General features: G+C 30.0%; 23 protein-coding genes and 1 other RNA gene. 19 read left to right on the top strand and 5 right to left on the bottom strand.

Annotated elements, in window-relative coordinates:
* Positions 1-482, top strand: a 482-nt coding sequence (locus NW238_RS03195; protein WP_373889499.1) for a hypothetical protein, incomplete at its 5' end; no start/stop codon positions are given.
* Positions 483-659: 177 nt separating this feature from the next.
* Here NW238_RS03195 and NW238_RS03200 read toward each other — a convergent pair.
* Genes NW238_RS03200 through aspS form a run of 3 tightly spaced genes read right to left on the bottom strand, consistent with a single transcriptional unit; the run spans position 660 to position 4093 of the window.
* Positions 660-1349: a hypothetical protein gene (locus NW238_RS03200; RefSeq protein WP_216505748.1), complete on the bottom strand. Its 690-nt coding sequence runs from the start codon at positions 1347-1349 to the stop codon at positions 660-662.
* Between the two features lie 45 nt (positions 1350-1394).
* Positions 1395-2345 carry a prolyl aminopeptidase gene (gene pip, locus NW238_RS03205; RefSeq protein ID WP_216505747.1) on the bottom strand — a complete coding sequence of 317 codons (951 nt, stop codon included), beginning with the start codon at positions 2343-2345 and terminating at the stop codon, positions 1395-1397.
* 35 nt (positions 2346-2380) lie between these two features.
* Positions 2381-4093 carry an aspartate--tRNA ligase gene (gene aspS / locus NW238_RS03210; protein ID WP_216505746.1) on the bottom strand — a complete coding sequence of 571 codons (1713 nt, stop codon included), beginning with the start codon at positions 4091-4093 and terminating at the stop codon, positions 2381-2383.
* A gap of 426 nt (positions 4094-4519) precedes the next feature.
* Between aspS and tuf the strand changes: the two genes are divergently transcribed.
* The 10 genes from tuf to NW238_RS03260 all read left to right on the top strand — a co-directional run bounded on the left by tuf (position 4520) and on the right by NW238_RS03260 (position 12158).
* Positions 4520-5710 carry an elongation factor Tu gene (tuf, locus tag NW238_RS03215; RefSeq protein WP_216505745.1) on the top strand — a complete coding sequence of 397 codons (1191 nt, stop codon included), beginning with the start codon at positions 4520-4522 and terminating at the stop codon, positions 5708-5710.
* A 101-nt stretch (positions 5711-5811) separates the two neighbouring features.
* Positions 5812-6207 (top strand): tRNA (adenosine(37)-N6)-threonylcarbamoyltransferase complex ATPase subunit type 1 TsaE, encoded by a 396-nt coding sequence (gene tsaE, locus NW238_RS03220; protein ID WP_258451803.1) that lies wholly within the window; start codon positions 5812-5814, stop codon positions 6205-6207.
* Positions 6207-6764: a tRNA (adenosine(37)-N6)-threonylcarbamoyltransferase complex dimerization subunit type 1 TsaB gene (gene tsaB / locus NW238_RS03225; protein ID WP_216505743.1), complete on the top strand. Its 558-nt coding sequence runs from the start codon at positions 6207-6209 to the stop codon at positions 6762-6764. The genes tsaE and tsaB overlap by 1 nt, the downstream gene beginning before the upstream one ends.
* Positions 6764-7699, top strand: a complete 936-nt coding sequence (tsaD, locus tag NW238_RS03230) for a tRNA (adenosine(37)-N6)-threonylcarbamoyltransferase complex transferase subunit TsaD (RefSeq protein WP_216505742.1) — start codon at positions 6764-6766, stop codon at positions 7697-7699. The genes tsaB and tsaD overlap by 1 nt, the downstream gene beginning before the upstream one ends.
* Before the next feature lie 123 nt (positions 7700-7822).
* Positions 7823-8062, top strand: a complete 240-nt coding sequence (locus NW238_RS03235) for a YdbC family protein (RefSeq protein ID WP_171111886.1) — start codon at positions 7823-7825, stop codon at positions 8060-8062.
* A 70-nt stretch (positions 8063-8132) separates the two neighbouring features.
* On the top strand, positions 8133-8951 hold the full coding sequence (locus NW238_RS03240; RefSeq protein WP_258451804.1) for a GNAT family N-acetyltransferase: 819 nt from the start codon (positions 8133-8135) through the stop codon (positions 8949-8951).
* Positions 8944-10317 (top strand): signal recognition particle protein, encoded by a 1374-nt coding sequence (ffh, locus tag NW238_RS03245; RefSeq protein ID WP_216505671.1) that lies wholly within the window; start codon positions 8944-8946, stop codon positions 10315-10317. Before NW238_RS03240 ends, ffh begins: the two co-directional genes overlap by 8 nt.
* The gene (locus NW238_RS03250) at positions 10307-11224 is read left to right on the top strand and encodes a YwaF family protein (protein WP_216505672.1); all 918 of its coding nucleotides are present in this window, start codon (positions 10307-10309) and stop codon (positions 11222-11224) included. Before ffh ends, NW238_RS03250 begins: the two co-directional genes overlap by 11 nt.
* A 185-nt stretch (positions 11225-11409) precedes the next feature.
* Positions 11410-11806, top strand: a transfer-messenger RNA (tmRNA) gene (gene ssrA / locus NW238_RS03255).
* A gap of 76 nt (positions 11807-11882) precedes the next feature.
* Positions 11883-12158: a hypothetical protein gene (locus tag NW238_RS03260; RefSeq protein WP_216505673.1), complete on the top strand. Its 276-nt coding sequence runs from the start codon at positions 11883-11885 to the stop codon at positions 12156-12158.
* 43 nt (positions 12159-12201) lie between these two features.
* Here the strand turns inward: NW238_RS03260 and pgsA are convergent, their stop codons facing one another.
* Both pgsA and NW238_RS03270 read right to left on the bottom strand, forming a co-directional pair.
* Positions 12202-12981: a CDP-diacylglycerol--glycerol-3-phosphate 3-phosphatidyltransferase gene (gene pgsA, locus NW238_RS03265; RefSeq protein WP_216505674.1), complete on the bottom strand. Its 780-nt coding sequence runs from the start codon at positions 12979-12981 to the stop codon at positions 12202-12204.
* Positions 12971-13480 (bottom strand): MHJ_0274 family protein, encoded by a 510-nt coding sequence (locus tag NW238_RS03270; RefSeq protein ID WP_216505675.1) that lies wholly within the window; start codon positions 13478-13480, stop codon positions 12971-12973. The genes pgsA and NW238_RS03270 overlap by 11 nt, the downstream gene beginning before the upstream one ends.
* Before the next feature lie 205 nt (positions 13481-13685).
* On the opposite strand from NW238_RS03270, the gene NW238_RS03275 reads away from it, so the two are divergent.
* The 8 genes from NW238_RS03275 to NW238_RS03310 all read left to right on the top strand — a co-directional run bounded on the left by NW238_RS03275 (position 13686) and on the right by NW238_RS03310 (position 24127).
* Positions 13686-14903 (top strand): hypothetical protein, encoded by a 1218-nt coding sequence (locus NW238_RS03275; RefSeq protein ID WP_216505676.1) that lies wholly within the window; start codon positions 13686-13688, stop codon positions 14901-14903.
* Between the two features lie 288 nt (positions 14904-15191).
* Positions 15192-17408, top strand: a complete 2217-nt coding sequence (locus NW238_RS03280) for a P68 family surface lipoprotein (protein ID WP_258451806.1) — start codon at positions 15192-15194, stop codon at positions 17406-17408.
* 82 nt (positions 17409-17490) lie between these two features.
* Positions 17491-18345 carry a thermonuclease family protein gene (locus NW238_RS03285; protein ID WP_216505678.1) on the top strand — a complete coding sequence of 285 codons (855 nt, stop codon included), beginning with the start codon at positions 17491-17493 and terminating at the stop codon, positions 18343-18345.
* Between the two features lie 8 nt (positions 18346-18353).
* Positions 18354-20483, top strand: coding sequence for an ATP-binding cassette domain-containing protein (locus NW238_RS03290; RefSeq protein WP_216505679.1), 2130 nt, complete (start codon positions 18354-18356; stop codon positions 20481-20483).
* Positions 20473-21600 (top strand): carbohydrate ABC transporter permease, encoded by a 1128-nt coding sequence (locus NW238_RS03295; RefSeq protein WP_216567911.1) that lies wholly within the window; start codon positions 20473-20475, stop codon positions 21598-21600. The genes NW238_RS03290 and NW238_RS03295 overlap by 11 nt, the downstream gene beginning before the upstream one ends.
* Positions 21509-22537, top strand: coding sequence for a carbohydrate ABC transporter permease (locus NW238_RS03300; RefSeq protein ID WP_216505681.1), 1029 nt, complete (start codon positions 21509-21511; stop codon positions 22535-22537). The genes NW238_RS03295 and NW238_RS03300 overlap by 92 nt, the downstream gene beginning before the upstream one ends.
* A 9-nt stretch (positions 22538-22546) precedes the next feature.
* Positions 22547-22825 (top strand): hypothetical protein, encoded by a 279-nt coding sequence (locus NW238_RS03305; RefSeq protein WP_216505682.1) that lies wholly within the window; start codon positions 22547-22549, stop codon positions 22823-22825.
* A 9-nt stretch (positions 22826-22834) separates the two neighbouring features.
* The gene (locus NW238_RS03310; RefSeq protein ID WP_216505683.1) at positions 22835-24127 is read left to right on the top strand and encodes a hypothetical protein; all 1293 of its coding nucleotides are present in this window, start codon (positions 22835-22837) and stop codon (positions 24125-24127) included.
* The last annotated feature ends 21 nt before the right edge of the window (positions 24128-24148 follow it).

Consider the following 24148-nt stretch of genomic DNA (forward strand, 5'->3'; position numbering starts at 1 on the left):
AAGAAAAATACAAGAATGATGCTGAAGATTTTTATAATAAAGTAAAAATTTGAACTAAAAACCCAACCTTAAACGGCGTAAATTATGAATACTATAGTAAAGATTATGATATTAAAAACTCATTCCCGGATATTGTAATTAAATATGGCAAACATCAAATTATTATAGAAGTTAAAGACGCAACTAAAGACTATGATAAAGAGAAGACTAAAAAAATTATAGAAGCTTATCGTTCTTATATTGATGACCAAATGGACAATAGTTTCGTCTTATTGCCTTTGACTTTATTGGTTTGCAAGGTTAAAAAAGAAGATTCTCAAAACAAAAAAAGTGGAAAAATGGAAATAACTTTTGAAGGTGCAAGCACAAATGAGTTATTCAATGACAAAATTAATGATGGCACATTTGACAAAAAAGGACATGCTATAGAAAATCTTTTTAAGGATATGTTTGATGTCATTGATAAATTAGATAATAATTAGTTTTTAAGAATTAACTAAAATAGCAAAAAATTAACATTAATTAAAGTGTTAATTTTTTACATTATTATTGATTTTTTGTTAAAAATTACTCGGATACAAAGTAAAAATTAAAATACCAAGTGCATTTGGAATGCGCTTGGTATTTTATTAAGGGAAATCTTAGACTTGCCTAAATTTTTAAATGTGACATTTTGGTTTTTTATGGCTTTTTCTAATTAGAGCTACTTCACCATATAAGTCAAAGTCCTCATTAGTTCAGTCTATTTCAGCAGAAGATTCGGTATCAACAGCGTCAGAAACAATTGTTAGAATATGTCTATCTGAAAAAGCTCCAAATATTTCCATCAATACTTGTGTTGTGCGTGTGATAGAATCAAGGTATTCTTGATATCTAGATTGTTCTAATGCTTCTAACATTAAAATATTTCTTTTTGAATTAAATTTTTGGTTATTATCAGCATTGAAAACTAATGATTCTTTTTTACTATTTATTGCATAAATTAACTCGTTGTTTACAAAGTCGATATCAATTGGTCCAAATTTGTTATCAATCTGCAGCAAATTGTATGTAAAGCCCGTTATAACGCTCATCATATTTAAAACATTTTGCATTGGATCGCTAGTTTCAAATGAGCTAACACCATTTTTAATGATGTTTTTTAATGATGTAGTAACTTTTTTATCATCAAAAGGTTTTAGAAATAGCTCTAATTGACTTGAATTTTGCAATGCTTCAATAGCTTGTTGTTTTAATTCTTGGTATGCCAATTCGTTAATTACACTGTTATTTAAATCAAATAATCTAAATGCAGTAATAACTACTCATGGTTGCTTTTTAAGCAATCTTCTTAATAAGGTAATGGTCATTTTGTCTCCTTTAAATATGTTTTATTATACAAAGACAACAATGTATTAGCGAATAAAACTTTTAGTTATTTCGACTAATTTCTTGGATATTTTTCACTCGCGTTGCGTATGTGCAGTTTTAGATAAAATGAATAAATGCGCATTATTCAATTCTTTAGCGAGTTCATATGCTCCTGAAGGTCTGCAATCTAAATCATAAACACCATGAACTATATATGTTTCAATATCTTTGATGCGCTCAACATTATTTAGAATATAATTTTCAGGCATGAAACCTTTGTTAAAAAAATAATAGTTTTCTAAAAATGATATTTCTTTAGTTTCCTTTAAATTATCCTCACCATCAAAAGCAATTTCGTTAACACTAATTAAACACGTTTCTCAACGCGACCATTCAATAAATGCTTGGTTTCTTATTTTTTCATTATCACAATTCATTCTGTAATAGTATGCGTGTACAATGTTATTTTTTTCTTGTTCAGTTAGAAAATGAGTATATTGGTCAAATTCACGTGGTTTAAAATAACTTGCACCTTCTTGGAATAGCCATTTAATATCACTTTCTCTGTTTAGATAAATTCCTCTAAGAACCATTTTGCTAACGTTTTGCGGATATTTTATTGCATAACACAAACTCAAAGTAGTACCCCATGAGCCACCAAATAGAATTCATTGCTCTATCCCGAGCAATTTACGGATATTCTCCATATCCTCAACCAAAAAGTCAGTTGTGTTATTTAATGTAGAAATTGATGGAGTTGATAATCCACAACCCCTTTGATCAATTAGAATGATTTTATAAAATTTTGGGTCGAAATATCTACGACAAACGGGACTTGTTCCACCTCCCGGTCCTCCATGAACATACACAATCGGAACACCATTTGGGTTACCACTGACTTCATAATAAATTTTATGATTTGAATCAGAGGGTGCGTAAAAACCTTTATGAAAGGGTTCAATTTCCGGATATAAATATTTTAAATATGTTTTCATAAACTAAATTTTACATAAAAAAACTAGCATTACTGCTAGTTATTATTATTTTTTACTTGAATGAACAGTTCGTTAAGTTGTTTTTCATCAACTGTATTAGGTGCTTGTGTAAACACATCTTGTGCTTTAGCATTTTTAGGGAATGCAATGACATCGCGGATGCTTTTTTCATGAGCTAAAATCATAACTAATCTATCAATACCTAAACCAATACCACAATGAGGTGGAACCCCAAATTTAAATGAGTTCATGAATCATCCAAATTTTGATTGTTGTTGTTCTTCATTCATACCAATTAAACTGAACATTTTTTCCTGTGTTTTTTTATCGAAAATTCTTGCCGAACCCGACCCTAATTCAAATCCATTTAAAACTAAATCATAACTTTTAGCCATTACTTTTTCTAATGGAAGTTTATCTAATTCTTCAAGTTCATGGTCAAATTGAGTAAATGGGTGATGTGCTGCTTGTCATGAATTATTTTCTTCATCGTATTCAAACATAGGCCAATCAGTAATTCATGATAAATGATATTCATCAGGGTTTGCGTATTGGAACATTTCGTTTAATTCGACTCTAACGGCTCCAAGTGCTTTTGAGGCGTTTTCGTATGTATTAGCAACAATGAAATATGTTCCATCAGTATTTTGACGAGATTCAATTAATTTATAAGCAGATTCGCTAACTTTATTTGCAAAATTAGTATGAACAATTTTTCCATCTTCAACAACAAAATAAAATAGAATATTAGCTTTATTTTTTAATGCAACTTCTGAAAGAGATTTAAAGTCTTTTTTACTGATTTTCGTGTCAACGAAAAGCAAACGTTTAGAAGGCGCATCTTTAATAATGTTAAAATCAGTATCGCTACAAAAATCATTGATATCTTCAATTTTATAACCATATCTCAAATCCGGCTTATCAGTTCCGTAATCTCTTAACGCGTCAAAGTATTTAACTCTTACTAATGGCGTTTTTAGATTTAATCCCAATTGTTTAAAAATGTGAATGAATAATTCTTCAATATATTTTTGGAAATCTTCCACATTCATAAACGAAGCTTCAATGTCAAGTTGAGTAAACTCAGGTTGACGGTCTTTACGGCCATCTTCATCTCTAAAACAACGAGCGAATTGATAATATCTTTCAAAACCAGAAATCATTAAAACTTGCTTGAATAACTGAGGACTTTGTGGCAATGCTCAAAATTTATCTGCTTCTCTTGTTGGTACTAAGAAATCACGAGCACCCTCAGGTGTTGATCTTGCAAGCATCGGTGTTTCAATATCAATGAAATTGTGTTTGTGCATAAATTCACGAACTGCAAACATCAAATTATTTTTCATAATAATATTATTTTGCATTTTAGGTCTACGTAAATCTAAGTAACGATATTTTAATCTTAAATCTTCCTTAACATCAATATCATCTCTAACGGCAAAAGGTAATTCTTCTACTGATTCTGAAAAAATATTAAAACTTTCAACAACTACCTCAATTTCACCGGTTTTTAATTCTTTATTTACGCTTTTACGTTGAACAACCTTGCCTGAAACTTCAATAATACTTTCTTTAGTGATATTTAAATCTTGATTAAAAACACATTGAACAATGCCACTACGATCACGTAAATCAATAAATGTTAACTCACCAAAACGTCTTTTGTTTGCCACTCATCCGTGCAAAACTACGTTCTGTCCAATGTTTTTAGCACCTAAATCATTGTTATTAATATATTTTGTTTTCATATTTAGCTCCTAATTTTGATTAATTAATTATATACGTATTTAGGTATAACCAAACTTATTCATCTAATTTATTTATGTAAATTTTAACATATGTTTTTTGTGAAAAATTTCACAATGACAACAATATATTTAATATTTGAAGATTAAAAATAACTATAATTTGTTTTCATGCTTTGATTAATTTAATTAAAATCAACGAATAATTCACTTAAAAAAATGCAAATTAATTTAACTTGTTAATTTAACTTGCATATTATTATTAATATTAATAGCAAATATTTAATTTTTGTAATTGTTAATCTTTGGTAAAATGATATTGCTATTTTATTATTACATTAAATAGCCATGGATAGGATGCGGATGAAAGGCCGCACTTAGGTGGTTTAGCGCTAAACAATTTAATATTTATGAAAGGAAATAAATAACATGGCAAAAATTGATTTTAACCGTGATAAAGAACACGTAAATATCGGTACCATTGGTCACGTTGACCACGGTAAAACTACTTTAACCGCTGCTATTGCTTCAACATTAGCTAAAAAAGGTCTAGCTGAAGCTCGTGATTACGCTTCAATCGACAACGCACCTGAAGAAAAAGCACGTGGAATAACAATTAACACATCACACATCGAATACCAAACAGAAAAACGTCACTATGCACACGTTGACTGTCCTGGTCACGCTGACTACATCAAAAACATGATTACCGGTGCTGCACAAATGGACGGGGCAATCTTAGTTGTTGCTGCAACTGACGGGGCTATGCCTCAAACACGTGAACACATTCTACTATCTAAACAAGTTGGTGTTCCACGTATGGTTGTATTCCTAAACAAAGTTGACATGCTATCAGACGATGAAGCTGAAATGGTTGACTTAGTTGAAATGGAAGTTCGTGAACTACTTTCAAAATACGGTTTTGACGGAGATAACACACCATTCGTACGTGGTTCCGCTGCTAAAGCTCTAGAAGGAAATGCTGAATACGAAGCTAAAATTCTAGAACTAATGGATGCAGTTGACTCATGAATCGAAACTCCTGTTAAAGAATTTGACAAACCATTCTTGATGGCTGTTGAAGACGTATTCACAATCTCAGGACGTGGTACAGTTGCTACAGGACGTGTTGAACGTGGAAAATTAAACCTTAACGAAGAAGTTGAAATTGTTGGTCTAAGACCTACAAAGAAAACTGTTGTTACAGGTATGGAAATGTTCAGAAAGAACCTAAAAGAAGTTCAGGCTGGAGATAACGCAGGTCTATTACTACGTGGAGTTGAAAGATCATCAATCGAACGTGGACAAGTTCTTGCAAAACCAGGATCAATCGTTCCTCACACAGAATTTACAGCACAAATTTATGTTCTAACTAAAGATGAAGGTGGACGTCACACTCCATTCTTCAAGAACTACAAACCTCAATTCTACTTCCGTACAACAGATGTTACTGGTGGAGTTGAATTTGAAGCTGGACGTGAAATGGTTACACCAGGTGAAAACGTTGAACTAACTGTTAAATTAATCTCACCAATCGCAGTTGAAGAAGGTACAAAATTCTCAATTCGTGAAGGTGGACACACCGTAGGTTACGGTAACGTTACAAAAATTATTAAATAATTTAAAAAATTATTTCAAGATGGGGCAACCCATCTTTTTTTATACTTTCAAATAATTAAAAACTATTAATAATATAAAATAATTATTAAAGCGAGGTAAAAATGACTAAAGAATTTTTTATTCCTACAGGTGACTCAATAAAAAATGTCGCCATTTATGTATTAAATAATTTAACAAAATCAAAAATATTATTGCTGAATGGGGACTTGGGGGCTGGCAAAACTGCGTTAGTTAAAGAATTGGCGAAGCTTATCGGCATTAGGGAAAACATAACTTCTCCAACATTTAACTACATGAAAGATTATGAAGGATTAATTCATATAGATGCATATCATTTGAGCGATGATTTAAGTGAATTCGAAGATTATTATTTGGATAATATTGTTGCTATAGAGTGATCAGATAATATTAGACATAATTATTCCAACTACTTGGATATAAGGATTAAACTAGATAGCAATAATAATCATATTTTTGAAATAAAGGAGGTCAAATAATGAAATTGTTTCTCGATACCACTACAGACACTTTTGCAATAGCTCTATATGACAAAAAATTCAATTTGATAGATTCATATATACTGGATAAGGAACCAAAAAAAGTTAATTTAATAACAGATTATACAAAAAAAATACTAGCTAAAAATGATATTAAAATTACTGATATAACTGATTTTTATACTAACTTGGGGCCAGGTTATTTTACGGGCGTTCGTATCTCACTGGTGTATTTAAGAACAATCGCCTTATTAACAAATGCAAAAATTTATACTACAAGTTCTATGCAAATTATTCAAAAACAAAATCCAAATCATAACAAATTCACTATTAATGCTTCTGGCGGAAAATCTTATGTCTTCTATCCTAATAATACTGATTTTTCTATTGATTTAGTAAAAATTGAAGTTTCAACAACTGACAACTTTGATTCTATAAATTACCACGACTTAATCAATAACTTAGAAAACTACTTAAACATATTTAGTAATAACGAAAATCTGCTCAACATTGAACCATACTATATAAAACAACCACAAATAGGAGAAAAAAAATAATGAGAATACTCGGTATAGAAACAAGTCACGATGACACATCTGTTGCATTGTTAGAAGATGGAAAAATATTGGATTTGCACACAATAAGTCAAATAGATGTTTTTAAGGAATTTGGTGGTACGATTCCTGAAATTAGTTCGCGTCTTCACGTAAAAGCAATCAATTTAATTCAAATGTTACTTCAAAAAAAGTACGACCTTAAAACTATTGATTACATAGCTTATACTGAAAAACCTGGATTAATCGGCACATTACAAATTGGTTTTTTATTTGCTAACGCATTATCATTAACATTGGATAAACCTTTAATTCCAATCAATCATTTACATGGGCATTTTTACTCTAATGCAATTGATAGTAAAATAAATTACCCGTCATTATGTTTATTAGTTTCCGGTGGTCATACTCAATTAATGTTAGTCAACAATGCCTTCGATATTAAAATAATTGGCGAAACACTTGATGATGCCGTTGGTGAAGCTTTTGATAAAGTCAGTTCAAAATTAGGGTTAGGTTTTCCTGGTGGTCCAAAAATTGATAAGATTTATCAAAACTATAAAGGACAATATATTTCATTTACCCAACCTCACACAGAAAACGAATTTGATTTTAGTTTTAGTGGACTAAAATCACAGGTACTAAACTATTTTAATACTCAAAAAATGAAGGGTATTGAGATAGACCCTGAACAAGTTGCTGCAAGTTTCCAAAATACTGCGATTGATTATTTAATTAATAAAACAAAGTTGGCATTAAATAAATTTGATGTTAAATCTCTTGTTTTGGCTGGTGGTGTCAGCGCAAACACTGAATTAAGAAAAAGATTTTTAACTCTTAGTCCTAAGTCTTTAGTTCCAAATTTGAAATACGCTACAGACAATGGTGCAATGATCGCAATGTGTGCTTATATGCAAATCAATGAAAAAACTAGATAAATTTCTTAAATTGACTAAATTCATTGAAAATTATCTGCATATATTAAAAATAAATAATAAAATTTGAATATTATATATAATATATATATTAATATTAATTTTTTTATATATAAAGGGGTTATTATGGCATTCAAAAAACCAGAAATTACAAATAAAATTGTACGTCATATAGGTAAAATAGCTGAAACAAACAGCGGTTATACTAAAGAATTAAATTTGGTATCTTGAAATGACGGCGAAGCTAAATACGATATTCGTGATTGAAGCGAAGATCACGCACGTTCAAGCAAAGGTATTACTTTGACATTAGAAGAGTTAAAAGCTTTAAAAACTATTCTTGATGAAGAAGTTAAAAATCTTTAATTTAATCATTAAAAAATAACCTGTAAAAGGTTGTCTTTTTCTATTCAATAGGAAGTCGAGAAGATGAAATATGATTATTAAAGCAACAGAAGGGCAAAAAAATAGTATCTTAGATTTTTTAAATAAAGATCTTGACAACAATTTTTTCTTTATTGGAGATATAGAAAATTTTGGACTTCATTCTAAAATTCACTCAACATATGTAAAATTATCATCTAATAATGAGATAGTCGCTGTATTATTAATTTTTAATAATACATTACTTTTCTATGATCCTTTTTTCAAACTACACTGAAACGAAATAATCGAAATGGTAGATAAACACAAATTGATAAATATCAACATTTCAGAAAAAATGTATGAGCGCTTTATGGATAATTTCAACAATCATCGTTTCAAAGTTCATAAACAGTATCTAGCCAAACTAAATAGTTTTATTAATTTGGATACATCAAAAGCAAAAGAAGCAACAAAAGATGATGTCAAATTGATTGTTGAATCTAGATTAAGAATTCCTGAATTTACTGAATTTACCAGTGATTTCGTCAATGAATATAATTCATACCTAGAAAGTTATGAATCAGGGGTTTCCCATCCATTCATCATTAAATCATCGTCCGGAAAAGTAATCAGTTGTGCGACAATTGCTATAAATGCTTCAAATAAATCTGTAATTGGTGGAGTATATACCTTGCCAGAATTCAGACAATTAGGTCTAGCTTCAATTGTTGTTGCAGCATTAAGTAATTGAATACTAAACAGAGGTAATCAGCCAATATTGTTTTATCACAATCCTAAAGCTGGTAAAATATATCATTCATTAGGTTATGAGGATATTGGCATCTTATATACAATAGTTGTCAACGATATTAAGGAGAAAAATGTTTAACTTTTTAGAAAATAGAATTCAAAAATCAATTCAAAAAATGAATAAAAAAACAATTATTAATGAAGAAGATATTTTAGAAGTAACAAGAGATATTAAAATGGCTCTCTTGGAGGCAGACGTCAATTTACGTGTTGTAAAGGACTTTGTTAATAATGTTAAGGAAAAAGCGTTAGAATCTAGATTGGTTGGTTCGTTGAATGCTTCTCAACAAATGATTAAAATTGTTCACGCAGAATTACAAGAAATTTTAGGTGGAGAAGTCAAGGAAATAAAAATTGATAAACGTCCATTTATTATAATGATGACAGGTTTACAGGGGTCTGGTAAAACTACAGCAGCTGCAAAATTAGCTTTCCATTTCCGTAAGAAAAATTATGTTTCTAAACCCTTACTAGTTGCTGCTGATATTTATCGTCCCGCTGCCGTACAACAACTAGTAACTCTAGCAAAAAGTATCCAAGTTGATTATTTTGAAAAAGGAACCTCGGATACAGCGCAAAATATAGTGAAAGAAGCTTTAAAATATGCAGAAGATAATAAAAATGATTTTATAATTATTGATACTGCGGGTCGTCTTTCAATTGATGAAGCACTAATGAACGAGTTAGTAGATTTAAAGAAAATTGCTAGTCCTAACGAAATATTTTTCGTTGCTGATGCACTAAGTGGTCAAGATATCATCAATGTAGCCACAGCTTTCAACGACAAGTTAAAACTGACTGGAAGTATCATTACAAAACTAGATTCAGATGCCCGTGGTGGAGCTGCCTTGAGTTTATGTAAAGTGCTTAATTTGCCAATTCGCTTTATAGGTACCGGTGAAAAAATCTCTAATCTAGATTTATTCTATCCAGATAGAATGGCAGATCGTATTTTAGGCATGGGCGATGTTTTAAGTCTTATTGAAAAAGCTGAAGAGGTTTATGACCCTGACCAAGCAAATAACATGGTTGCTAAACTTTTAAAAGGTGAATTTACACTTGACGATTTAATGAGTAATCTAGCTCAAATGAAAAAACTAGGTAAGATGAAAGCTATTCTTAAAATGATTCCAGGATTAGCTAATAAAATCAGTGAAGAGAAAATCATTGAAGCAGAAAATAAAATGGCCACTTATGAAATTTTAATTTCTTCAATGACAACAAAAGAACGAAAAAACCCTAAACTTCTTAAACAAGCCTCTCGCAAAGCCCGTATTTTAAGAGGAAGCGGTAGAAGCGCATTCGAATTTAACAGATTAATTAACGATTTCGAAGCAATGTCTAAAAATATGAATGAAATGGCAAAAAAAGTTAAAAGTGGAAATCTATCAGACCTAGCCAAATTTGGCGGTATGGGTGGTAACGGAGGATTCAGTGGGTTCTAGTTTACCTGAATTTTTCCGATGACAAGGAGAAAATAAACATTTTTCTTTCTCCGGAATAAGTTTAATTTTCTATATTATTACATTCGCAATTGTTTTTGTATGTGTACTTTTATTATGAATATTTAAAAACCTTTTGCGAAGATGATTTTCTACTAAAGATACTCATTTGCGTGTATTTAAGACAAAAATATTATTTAGATTTATCGGTATAACCACATTGATTTTTATGGTATTTAGAAGTTACATTTTATATGTATCTAACTACCCAACAAGATGAGAAATATTACCTCTTCACTTGTGTAGATTAACAATGATATTTCTTTCATTAACCTTAATCTTAAACAGAATTGATTTAGTGAAATATTTTGGTCATTTAGCAATAATTGGTTCCATTTTAGCAATCATTAAGCCGGATTTTGATTTTGCAAAAACAATCAATGATGTTTCTCCAATTGGTTTAGATTCATTTTATTATTATGACTATATTCTTGCACATTCTTGACTATTATTGGCAACAAGTTCGCTTTACGCCATTAAATACATAGATTTAAAAGTAAAAGACTGAGTTATAACGGTTATTTTCTTTAGTTGCGTAGCTACTCTTATGTTTTTTATTAATTGAATAACTTTCAAATATGCACCAAAAGGTTGAAAAACCAATTATTTCTATCTTGGGGATGATTCAATCAATCCTCAAAAAAATGTGTTTGGTGTTGCTTCCAATTGGCCTTATAACCTATTATCCTGAACATTTATTGGTATTATTGCAACGTCAATTTCAACTATGTTTTGAATCTTTCAAAGCAAATTTACCTTTGATAAATTCGACAATAAATTTAAATTTAAATTAGTTAAAGCACAACGCTGAGAAGAGTTTTATCACTCGTTTAATATAAAAAAACATTAAATCAAAAATAACCGTACAACTTATCAGTTTAGGTAATAATATTTTTACTAAAGAAACTAACTATTAATATTTTGAAAAATTTAATAATAATTTTTTTGTTATGTTAGTAATTAATTTTAAAAAGGAATAACATTTATAAATGTCATTTTCTAAATTATTAAAAAGTGATATATTAATAATCATGTGGGGGTGTAATGGCTTCGACATGTAGTGGGTATTAGTAACATCAGTGGTTTGGTAGACCATAATACTTCTAGGCTTTATAGTCGCAAAAAACGAAAACAAAGTTCAAATTGAACTAAAAGACTTGATTATGGCAAACCAAAATCAAGCACACTCAAACCTAGTTTTTGCTTAATTTTGCAAACTAGTGCACCATTCATCTCGCCTTAGTTGGTTGGTGTGGTTTAAAAGGCTCGGTTGATTATTTACACCTAATATCAATTTAAATTAAAAGTGTACTAGTATTGAATGTCTTTGTTTATTTAGCATCATTATTAGCAATAGAAATAAACTAAACTGTAAGAAGTGTTGCTATGTCTTACTATGTGGACACGGGTTCAACTCCCGTCATCTCCACCATATGTAATATCACCAAATCTGCCAAGTGCGGATTTTTTATTGAATTCACTGTTGAATTATGTTGTAAAATGTAATTATGAAAAAGCAAGTTCAAAAGAATACGGAAATAATTGAAAATACCTTAGAGTTAAACGTTAGATCCGGCTTGTCTAGAAAACAAATAAAACATTTAGACAACTATGACAGAAAATATATTTTACGCAAAGCGAGAAATAACATAATAAATAATCCTTATAAAGTTAAGAACGCACTTCGTAAACGTTTGTTTTCAATTGTGGGTGTTGTTTTACTAAGTTCTTTATTATTCATTCTATTAATTGCACTAATTATTGTCATCTTTTGAAAATACTAAAAATCACCCATATGATAAGGTGATTTTTAATTATAATTTCTATCTAGTTGTTATCTTTTTTCTTGGTGTTTTTTATTATTTCGGCTGTAATTTGATCATCAAATTTTGATTTAAACTTTTCAACATCCATATTTCCTTTTGTTTTATTTGAATGATTTAGATGAGGTAATACATTTTGAATATATAGATAGCCAGACAATAAACTAAAAACTAAAGCGATAATAAGAGGAAGCGAAGCAATATAGGCGTATAAATATCACAGCCCTGCATTTTCAAAACGGAATTGAGAGAAAAAGTTCGGCGATGAAATTGCTATAATGAACAGTAAAATAATTGCAAAAGATTGAACCAATGTTTTAATTTTGCCTCATATAGATGCCGAAACATCAATGTTATGTTCTTTCATTGCGACTCTACAACCGTCAACAATTAAATCTCTAATAATAAATAAAACAACTACTCAAAATGGTATAAAACCATTTGAAATGACCATTAAAAACAATAACGAAGCTGTGGTTATCATTTTGTCCGCTATTGGATCTCACAATTTACCAAAAGAAGTAACCAAATGGTTCTTACGTGCAATATATCCATCAAAATAATCTGTAATCATCGCCCCTATAAATATCATGAGCATCAACGTTAACAAAATTCTACTAAAATATTTCGTAAATCATTCGCTGTTATAAAATCCGTTAATGCTTTTAAAAAAATAAACATTGCTAATTGTTAAATAAATAAGACCCAAAACCAATAATGGAACAAACAAGATAATTCTTATTAAAGTTAGTTTATTGGGTAAGTTAAGATTTTTAAACTTCATTTTTATAATACTCCTCAATTTCATTCTCGAATTTATTAATTTCTTCTTTTTTATTTTCTAAATCAATCAATAAAATTTCATCTTTCAAATATTCCAAAACAGTGATCGCTTTATTTCATACAGACGAACGAGTATCTCTTAAAACAACAAAATTCTTAAATAATTCAGAACAATCGGGATTATTGACTATGAATTCCCTGAATTCAGAAGATTGTTGTAAATCAAGTAAATATTTTCTAGCTGTATTGACAATTTGACTCATTTTATAGTCCCCAATGCTTGGTTTAAAATTGTCTAATAAATCTTGATTTTTCTTTAGTAAAAGATCAAGTTTTAAAACAGTCTCAGTTTTAATTCTTGTTGCATCATTTTTAAATTCAATTTCTTTTCTTTTCCGTTTCTTTTTAGCTCTCGCGTCCTTGACTGCGGAATAGACAAAAAATACAATTAAAAGTAAAATGACAACTCCGAAAATTCAATACATTAAATAACCATTCATATAACCTCCTAGTTACTATTAATTAATTATATATAAAAGTAACTGATATACATAATTAATCATAATAAATAATGATTATTCCATTGCTATGCAATATATGAATTACCAAAATAATATCTTTTATTTACTAAAACTATTGATTATTGTGTAAAAACAACAAATCTTTAACAAAATAGAATATTACCAATTAAAGTATAATGTAATCATGAAATATAAAACTCTTTTAAAATCCTTTTCAGTACCAATAACTTCAGCATTGTGTTTGTCAGCAATTTCATGCAAAGACGACTCTACAAAAATTAAAGAATCATTCAATAAATACAGAACCAGTTTAGAAAACGTTTATAAAAACAATGATAAATTTTCACGTTATATTTTAAGTAATGAAAATAAAGATCTTAGTGCAATATTGATTGACAACTTATTTCTAAATGATTTAATTGTATTAAAAAACGAAATTGAACAAGGTCGAGATAAAGACAATTTCCTCAACCGTTCAGATGTTTTGATAAACATAATAGAACAAGACGGCTCAATAAGTGAATTCAATCAAGAAAAATCAAAATTTAATGAAATCGTTGATAATATCAAAAATAATTCTCAGCAATATAACGATGTAATTAAGTCTGTGATTTTAAATCTTTTAACAAGTATTACTCAATATTTTAACGACATTGAAAAACTTAACTCTAGATCATTTTTAAATTTCATCAATCAAAGACTTAAGGTTTTATATGAATATACACAATCGCAAGAGTTAAATAAAATTGTTTCATCATTCAATAATTACGATAAATTATCAAAGCAATTTAATTATTATAAAAAAGAAATTATGGAAGACCTCAACAATAAATTTAATTCCCATTTTATATTTAAAGATAATTTTGAACATTTATGTGAATTCGGCGAAAAATACAATAATTTAAATAAATACGGATCAGATATTTATAAAAATATCCAATTTAATTTACCTTACATCGCTTTTAAGTATTTCTTTATCAAAAATTCCGAGGAATTTAATTACCTAAATAATAGTAAAAAATGAACTAATGAAGAAACAAGTAAAATAATGAATAAATTAACTGATATTATTGAAAATAATTATCGTTCTAAATACGATTATCTTGCTAAAGTACATAATGAATTCAAGAATTTTGTATTTTTTATGGATCGAATAGGTCCCCAAGATTATACAAATATAAAGAAATTAGGTTTAATAGATACAATGAAACAATGAACCAGCAATTTTGATAAAACCGAAGATGCTTTTTTAGTTTGATTTACTAAATTAGAAAATAAAGAACCTATCTCTTATAAAGAAAATTTTAAATCGGATTTAACATATGAAATGTCATTAGACAACAAAAAAATTATTTTCAGAAATACATACGAAAGCGCAGCAAAAAACTATTCAAATTGATAATTATATTTTAAAAAAATTATCAATTACCGAAAATTTTACCTATGCTACGTAAATTAAGTTAAATTCGTCAAAGGAAAATTTTTTTCATGTTTTTAAAATTATTATAAAATAACATAATATCTTAACTTTTTTTACGCGCGCATAGGCGCATTTTTTTATAATATATTGTATAATTAAATAGCTTATAAATCATAGTGGGGTTTCATATGTTTTAATAAGCGTTAATTCAAAATAAATAAACTCAAAATATACACAAATTAACTAATTATTTGTGTATGAAAGGGAAATATGAAAAAAAATAAATTATTATTATCAATTGGCGCTATTGCCGGAACAGCATCAGTGGCTGCACCACTTTTAGCTGCATCATGTAGTAACGACAAATTTGATAAATCAAGAGAAAAACTAATTTTTGCAGTTACATTCTCGAGAGATAAAGAGCAATGAAACGCTGTTGACGGAGTTATTAGAAAATATAACGCCGAAGTAGTTCAACCTAAACGTAAAGAACTACAAGCTAAAATTGCTAGTGCTAAAGGTGATGAAAAGGCTAAGCTTGAAGCTGAGTTGGCTACCTACATGGAAGTTGAACTAAAAAATATTGGTTCAGGTTATGGAGCTGGTCACACTGAAGTTGTAAGTAGCATGAAAAACAACAACATCAAACAACTTCCGAACATGACAATTAACTACTCATCTACAATCGCTGAAATTGTTAACTATGGTAGAAAAGTTGATGTATCAGATAAATCATTCGGTGATTTAGCAATACAACGGGATGTTTTTGTAAAAAAATTCGTTGATGTTAACGACAAAATTACTGGTGTTGCTGAGGGTGGACATTACTCGCTACCTATTATGAAGTCAACAGTAGTATTTGGAATCAATGGACCAATTTACAAATATGTATTTAAAACATTAAAAAATGCAGGATATACTATTGACCAATCACTAATCAAAGATTTTAAAGTTGATACTAACGATTGAAACGGTGATGTTGCCGTTATTGGTGATGATAGTCACTTTGGTAAAGCTATTACTTCTGCCGAAATTCAAAAAATCTTTACAGAAGCTAAATACCCAGGCAAAAAAATTGGTGCAAATGTCTTGACAGAATTCAAAACATATATCAAATTTATTACTGACGCAATTAAGATTTTTGAAAAATCAAAAACTCGTGATAAATCTACAGTTGCATTATTAGGTATTGATGACCCATCAGGTATTTTAAATACAGTCTTATACTCAAAATTAGGCGCTAAAGACAGTAAAATGCCAATGGCAGTTATTAAAAGTAATGACGGATCAGTTAAGGTTTCATTCACGGGTATTGCAGATAAAAACTCAGAATCATACAAAGCTACAAAAGAAGTTTATGATCTAGTCATGGACGCTGTTGAAGCTGGTGCTCTAAAAGTTTATGGTGGTGGTGCATATTCATCAGCAGACGAAACAAACCATAAAGTTGGTGCAAACTTTGGTTCAACCGCAGGTTACTCACATAACTTTATTGATGCCGGCGACATTAAACCGACATTTAAATTACCAAATGTTAAAACAAAAGACGGACAAGAAGTTAATATCGGTGTTTCGGACATAGGTACCGTTAAGTCAGATAAAAATGATAAAAAGAAAACAAGTCTACAATTCAAATATGGTAATGTAGTTCTGGATTCTAAAGCTGATACTTCTAAAGAAAAATACTTCTACCAATCAGATGCCGCAAATGATTCAATTATTGATAAACTAAATGAGTTAAAAAATAAACCAAACAGTTATATTGTTCACATTGAAAATATTGATGATAATAAATTGATTATCGATGGAATGAATAAATTAACTTCAGAGTTCAAAAATCTTGGTGAATTAACACACTTTGAAAAACATGGTACAGCAGAAGAGAAAAAGACAAAATATGTATTCTATTCATTTGTTAAATCTGTAACACAATCTTATAAGACAAATGACATTGATGTTAACTTACCATCTGCAACTGGTTCACTTCAAAAAAATGAATTAATTACCAAACAAACTCCTGCAAAATATGACGAAACTTCAACGGTTCAAACAGCATTCTTGCAGGGTCCTAACCTATTCGTTATCGATAATGGTGAAGCTCAAAACAAAGCATCGGTAAGATTCTTAAACTTTGTTCTAAAAGATAAAGAACCAAAGAATTATGGTAAGCACCACGAAAAAGATACTAACGCGGCTTACATCGCTTCAACAGCGTCTTACATCGTGCCATATAACGGTTTTGAAAAAGGTAAAGAATTAAATTACCCAAGAAGTGAAAACGCATATTTAGACGTAGCATTTAAATTATTTACAAATAACAATATTACTCTATACGAAGAACCAACAAGCAAATATTCAAATGCGTACAGAGAAGCATTCAACTCAAATATGAAATCATTTGCTGAATCATTACGTGATAATGGTACACGTAAATCATTCGATGTTTTTGCACAACAAATGCAATCAACAACAACAAACTTTAATTAAATCAAACAGAAATATAAATACACCATTTATGTCTTTCGACATAAATGTTTGTATTACTATAAATTTCCTATAAGGAGCTAAAATGAACTTTAAAAGATTATTAGTATCCACCACTCTTCCATTAACAGGTTGTTTAACCGCTTTATCAGCATCATGTTCGCAAAAAATTTCTGATGAAAAAGTCACCGAACAATTCAATGAATTAATGAAAGATAAGGGAAATTGAGAAATAAAATTGGATAAAGAAAATACTCTAGTTCAAAAAAACGTTTTTAAAGCAAAAGTTACTCAACATGCTGATGGGGACACTATCCAAGTGTTGGCATTAGAGGACAACGGAAAACACAGCATTAAAAACGGAAAATATTACAAAATTAGACTGGCCGGTATTGATACACCTGAAAAAAATGTTGGAGGCACCGATTCAGACCCCGAAGAAATGTTTTGGGCAGTTAAGGCGTCAAAATTCTGTGAAGAAGTATTAAAAGATGATCAAATTGTTTATATTTTCGCTACTGGAAAAGATACATATGGCCGTATCACTGCAGATGTGTTTTTCAGTTATGATAATAACCAACCTAACTCAGTTGAAGAAGCAAACCATTCATATTCAGTTGAAATCACGAGAGCTGGTTGAACATTACCTTACTTAACAAATCCTAGCGACTTAGTGACTTTAATTGATAAAGGCACACTTCAAAGTTATACATTCTACTCATTAGGTTTAGCACTAAGAAGTGCATATGATAATAAAAGAGGGTTTTTCTATACCCAATCATTATTTAAGAAAAAACCTGAAGATTTTTCTAAAATATACAAAATTAAAAAAATTGGTGAAAGCTGAAGACCATTTTGAAAAGATTCCGGAGTAAATAATGTATTTAAATACGAAACCTACGAATCAGTGTATAAGCCTGCCGTAGCACAAAATAAATAAGGACCATTATGAGATTACTTAAAAAATTATTTAACAAAATTAATGTGTCTGCATCTAAATATACAGAGGAAGACTATCAAGAATACAGAAGAATTTTGGAATCTGTTATAGCGCATAAAGAAGATAAATCATTGCCAGCTATTGAATTGAAAAATGTTTACATCGATTTCGGTGAAACATTAGCTGTTGATGATGTTAGCTTCAAAATACCTGAAGGTAAATTAGTTACACTTCTAGGACCATCTGGTTCAGGTAAAACAACTGCTCTAAACGCAATTTCTGGATTACTAACCATCAGTAGTGGAAAAGTAAGATTTTATGGTAAAAACGTTACTGCGCTTACTCCACAAAAACGTAAAATTGGTTTTGTTTTCCAAAACTACGCTTTATATCCACACATGAGTGTGTATGCAAACATTGCGTTCCCTCTTAAAAACGATGCAGCCTGACAAAATGGTATCATTACCAAAAGTTTGATTGCACAAACAAAAATAAACAACATTTATCTAAAGAAATTAGGTGCAAGTGAATTAGAAACACAATCATATTTAGAAACAGTGGAAAATACTCGTGCTGTTCTAGATGAATTAGAAAGATTGCTATCTAAGTCTATTTCAAAGAGAAGACACAATTTTTCAATGGCACAAAGTGCTTACAAACTTGCTCTTAACAAATATGAAGCGAAATCTTCTATACTTGCAAAAAACGTATTAGAACGTTTTAGTGACTTAAAAGAAGATTACAAAAAAATCATATCTAATATCAAATTTGAAAAATCAATAGAAAAATCAAACGGTATCGTAAGAGAAGTTTTACCTTGCCCAATGATTCAAGAAATTGAAGAATCAGGTCTATTGGTATTTAAAAAACCTCATGTTGTGAAAGCACCTAAAGACACACAACATATTTGAGCATTTACACACGATTATGCTCAATTAGAGAAAAAATATGCTGAATACGAAGAACTATTAGCAAGAATTGATGAATTAAACAAGTTAGATTACTCTAAAGCAGATGCTATTAAATTGGCGAAACTAGAGAAAAAACTTCTTGTTAACCAAACAATTTGTAAACACGCCATGAAATTAATTAACATTCAAGACGAAAGTGTTGACAAAATTAAGCAACTTAAGAAGGAACTTAAAGATGCTGAGGTTGAGTTACGTACTATTAGTAAAGAACACATTGCTCGTGCTAAACGTAACATGAAAAAGATTCCTGTAATTATGCAAAAAGAATACAACCGTATTCACAAAGAATTGAATGATAAATACGATTTTGTACGTATCATCAAGGAAGATAAAAAATTACGTAACTTCAATTTAACTCCTGAAGAACGTGCTGAAATTGAAGAAATCTCCAAGGATATTATTTCAATTAAAAAAGCCCTTCACAGAGATGTTTTAGAAGTTGCTAAACGTGTAAATATCTTGCCTATTTTACAGAAAAAACCAACAAGATTATCTGGTGGTCAACAACAACGTGTTTCTATTGCTCGTGCTATTGTTAAAAAACCTAAAATCTTGTTAATGGACGAACCATTGTCTAACCTAGATGCTAAACTACGTATCAATACAAGACAATGAATCCGTGAAATTCAACAAAGTTTAGGTATTACAACAGTTTTTGTTACCCACGATCAAGAAGAAGCTATGTCAATTTCAGATATCGTTGTATGTATGTCGACAGCAAAAGTACAACAAATGGGTACACCAATGGAGCTATATAACAAACCAGTCAACCAATTTGTTGCTCGTTTCCTAGGTATGCCCGAAATGGGTCTATTACCTGGTGATTACACTAATGGAGTATTAAAAGTTTTAGGAGTTAATATTCCTGGAGTTAAATTACAAGGCAAAGATTCTGCCGAAGTTAATGTTGGAGTCCGTGCCGAAGATTACACAATTATTGAAGACTCTTCACAAGCACAATTCCACGGAAAAGTAACAACTGTTGAACAATTCGGTAAAGAATCAAAATTAGTCGTTACTTTAAATAAAGACACAAAACTAAACTTCCTTGTCAACAATAAATATAATTTCCATGTTGGCGATGATTTACACTTTAATATCCCATCTGACAGACTACACATCTTTGACTCGGTAAGCGAAGAAAGAATTGAGTACGATGTTCAATAATTACTTTAAGAGAAAGAGCTTAGAAACAAATAACAGATTTTTATTCAATTTCTCTATCAATAAACAAGCAAAGAAAAACAACGCTATTTCTGAGTCGGTTGTCGATCGCAGAACACCTTTTATAGCAGCATTGATTTTAATCTTACCTGCATTAGCAGTTCTAATCACATTCTCTGTTGTTCCTTTCATTATTAACGTTAAATCTACATTTACACATGTCGAAAACGTTAATGGAGTAAGAACATCAACTTGAGTAGGATTTGGTAATGTTGTAGACTTGTTTAAGCAACTAAAATTTGCCGTTGGGATAAGAAACTCATTCATTTATGGCCTTTTAGTGTTACCTATTTCTATGATTGTTTCACTATTAGTATCATCTTTAATAGCAACAGTTATTCGTAAAAAATTAAGAGGATTTTTACAAACAATTTTCTTCTTACCTTACGTTACTAACATTGTTGCCGTATCGCTAGCCTTTGTTCAAATCTTCCAACCAGATGGACAATTTAACCAAATTGCCAGATGATTTGGATTTAAAGGAAACACACCATGATTACAAGCAACCAAAGAAGGTGAAGTTGCATTCAAGGCCTTATTTGTTATGCTAGTCAATGGTGTTTGAGGCTCATTAGCTTTCAATATCTTATTATTCACTACCGCTATGCTTTCAGTGGATAAAAACCTATATAGATCTGCTTCAATTGATGGTGTTGGCGGAACTAAACAATTTTTCACTATCACACTACCATCTATCAATAAAACAATAACATTCATTATGACCATGGGTATTATCAACGGAATTAAAGTCTTTCCTCTTGCGCTTTTCGAAATGAAGCCAGAACAAGCATTTAATGCCGGTGCCTCAACCATTATGTTATTCATTTACTACTTCGTACAACAAAACAACTATGAACTTGCTGGTGCGGCATCAATTATTTTATTCATTATTGGTGTTTCATACTCAACAATCATTCGTTCAGGCTTTAGAGTATTAACTCTTGCCTCAATTAATAAAGGAGAATCTGATGTTTGAAACAAGATTAAGAATTCAGCGGAAATTAGCGAACATAAAGCTAAGACGCAAAAGAGATTCAGTTACTCTTCAAGTACATGATAGTTCTCTTTTAACAATATTTACGAAGTATTTTATCAAATTAATTTTATTGGTATTCTTTGCTATGGTTGTCTTGATTCCATTTGCTTACATGATTCTAATTTCATCAATGAGTAACAATCAAGCCGACTTAGTTAAAACTGGTCAAGCTGGTATTTGGCCACAAACATGAGAATTAGGTAAAAACCTTGCGACGGCCGCAACCGGTCAAACAAAATCATTTTGACCTTGAGAACAAGGTTGACAACAAGGTTACTTATTCTCATTCATTCTTACTTTTGCTAACGTTTTAATTTCAATTGTTTTAAAAATATTTATCACAATGTTATTAGGATACGCATTTAGTTTGAAAAAATGATGAGGCAAGGAATTTGTGTGATTCTTATTGATGACAATTCTTGTCTTACCTGAAGTTGCCTTACTTTCAGGACAAAGATGAGTTGTTGTCCAAATGGACAACGCTCTAAAACCACAAGACAGCGACAAATTCAACTTATTTAACTATAACTTATTTGTTATCGCTATTCCTTTTGTGGCTTCAATATTTAACGGATTAATGTTTAGAAATGCCTTTGAATCAATTCCAAACAGAATCAAAGAAGTTGCTATGGTTGATGGTGCAGTTGGCGCTAAATACCTATTCAAAATCGCAATCCCAATGGTTGCACCTACAACGTTAACAGTTATTATTCTTACTACGCTAGCATCTTGAAACTCATTCCTATGACCTTCGTTGATTGCTGGTACCGATTATAGAGTTATGTCTGTATGATTATTTGGGGTTGGTGTTGACCACTCTACAGCTGACGAAAGAACATACTACAATATTAAGATGGCCGGAGCAATTTGAGTTATCTTGCCAATGTTTGTTTTCTTTTTTGTCGCTAGAAATAAAATCATGAACGCAATTAGTCGTCAAGGTAGCACAATTAAAGGATAGGATTATAAAATGAAGAAAATTAATATTAAGACACGTACTATTATCTGATTATTAGCCGGAATCGTTTCACTAGCAATCATCATAGTTTGTTCGTTGATTATTCATCGCGTGACCCATGGTGTTGAAGCTATTCGTCACATAAATCTAGAAACTGAATTAGCTGGTGAATATCGTGCACATAAGGCATATGCAATTGGTATATTAAGTTTTTGTTCGGTCATTTGTGCCATTTCAATATCAATTTGCTATCTAGGCTTCAAATCTTGAAACTACAACGCAACCTTATAGGAGGAAAATATGAATAGAAAACTACTTTTATCGCTTTCACCAATTATAAGCTTTGCACCAATTGCTACAGTTTCATGTGTTAATCCTTTTACTGATAACGACTTATTAAAAAATGCTCAAAGACATAACAAAAACAACTCTATTTTTGCTAATAAATCATTCGATGAATTCAAGCAAAAATTAATTAAATCTAATATTTACCCAACTAACACCGAGCAAGAAAAAGAAGAATTCAACAAAGTTCTTTTATCATTCCAAAATTTCTTTGAAAAAGATATCGATGATATAAATTACTTAACCTTAGACAAATTCAATATTTCATTTAAAATTGAAAACGCTAAATTAACAAATAAATTAATTGTTTTTAAAGATAGAAAAAAAGTTTCAACTAGTTCTAACATTACCACGAATGCTCAAATTTTATTAATGGACTATTTATTCTCTAAATCACCATTTGGACACACTGTTTTAAATAAGGTTTGAACAGATAGTTCCAGAGTTGAAAAAACTTTATACCAACCTCTAGATCACGAAGGTTCAAATATTTTTACATTTGATAAATCTGCAGCAGATGTTAATGTTGATTCAACAATTATCATTCCTAATGCTATTATCAATTCATTAAAAAATGATGAATTTGTCACTGTTCAATCTATAGAAACCTTTATAAAAGCGTACAAACATACTATTTCAGTTCTTTCTAAATTCATAAAGAAAATTGATGAAACGAATGAACATAATTTATTAAATTCATTAGCTCCTATTTATTATGTTTTGGAAAACCCCAAACACAATTTTTGAATTAACAAAAATTATGCTCCAACGGAAGAAGGAGTCTATGCAATGTTTACTAAAGACGGTTTTGCCAAATTAGAACAAAATATTGAAAATAGAATCACTGATTTCGCAAAAGATCCGGAAGCATTTTATAAAAAACATAAAAACATAACAAATAAACACTTTCACGATGATGAAAACATTAGTGAATTTATGAAAACTATTGAAAAATATAATCAAGGTATCGGTAGATTAGGTTGAACGGAAGTTGTGACCTATTCGCTATATTTCAACTTCCCTGCTGATATTCAAATTTTAGATTTTAAAGATAAACAAAATAATAAAATTTACTTAATTCAATTTACTGATGCGGAAGGAAATTCAATTCTTGTAAACCCAGTTGCTGATTTTAAAAAAGATTCAACAACAATTTACAAAAATAAAAATGAATTAACTGCTGCTGGATATACATTAGACACAAGCAATATTTTGGGTCAAAACATCCAAAACTCAGTTTGAAAATAAACTATAATCGTAAACTAACCC

This window comes from Mycoplasma zalophidermidis (assembly GCF_024742155.1).
Lineage (GTDB): Bacteria > Bacillota_I > Bacilli_A > Mycoplasmatales > Metamycoplasmataceae > Mycoplasmopsis > Mycoplasmopsis zalophidermidis.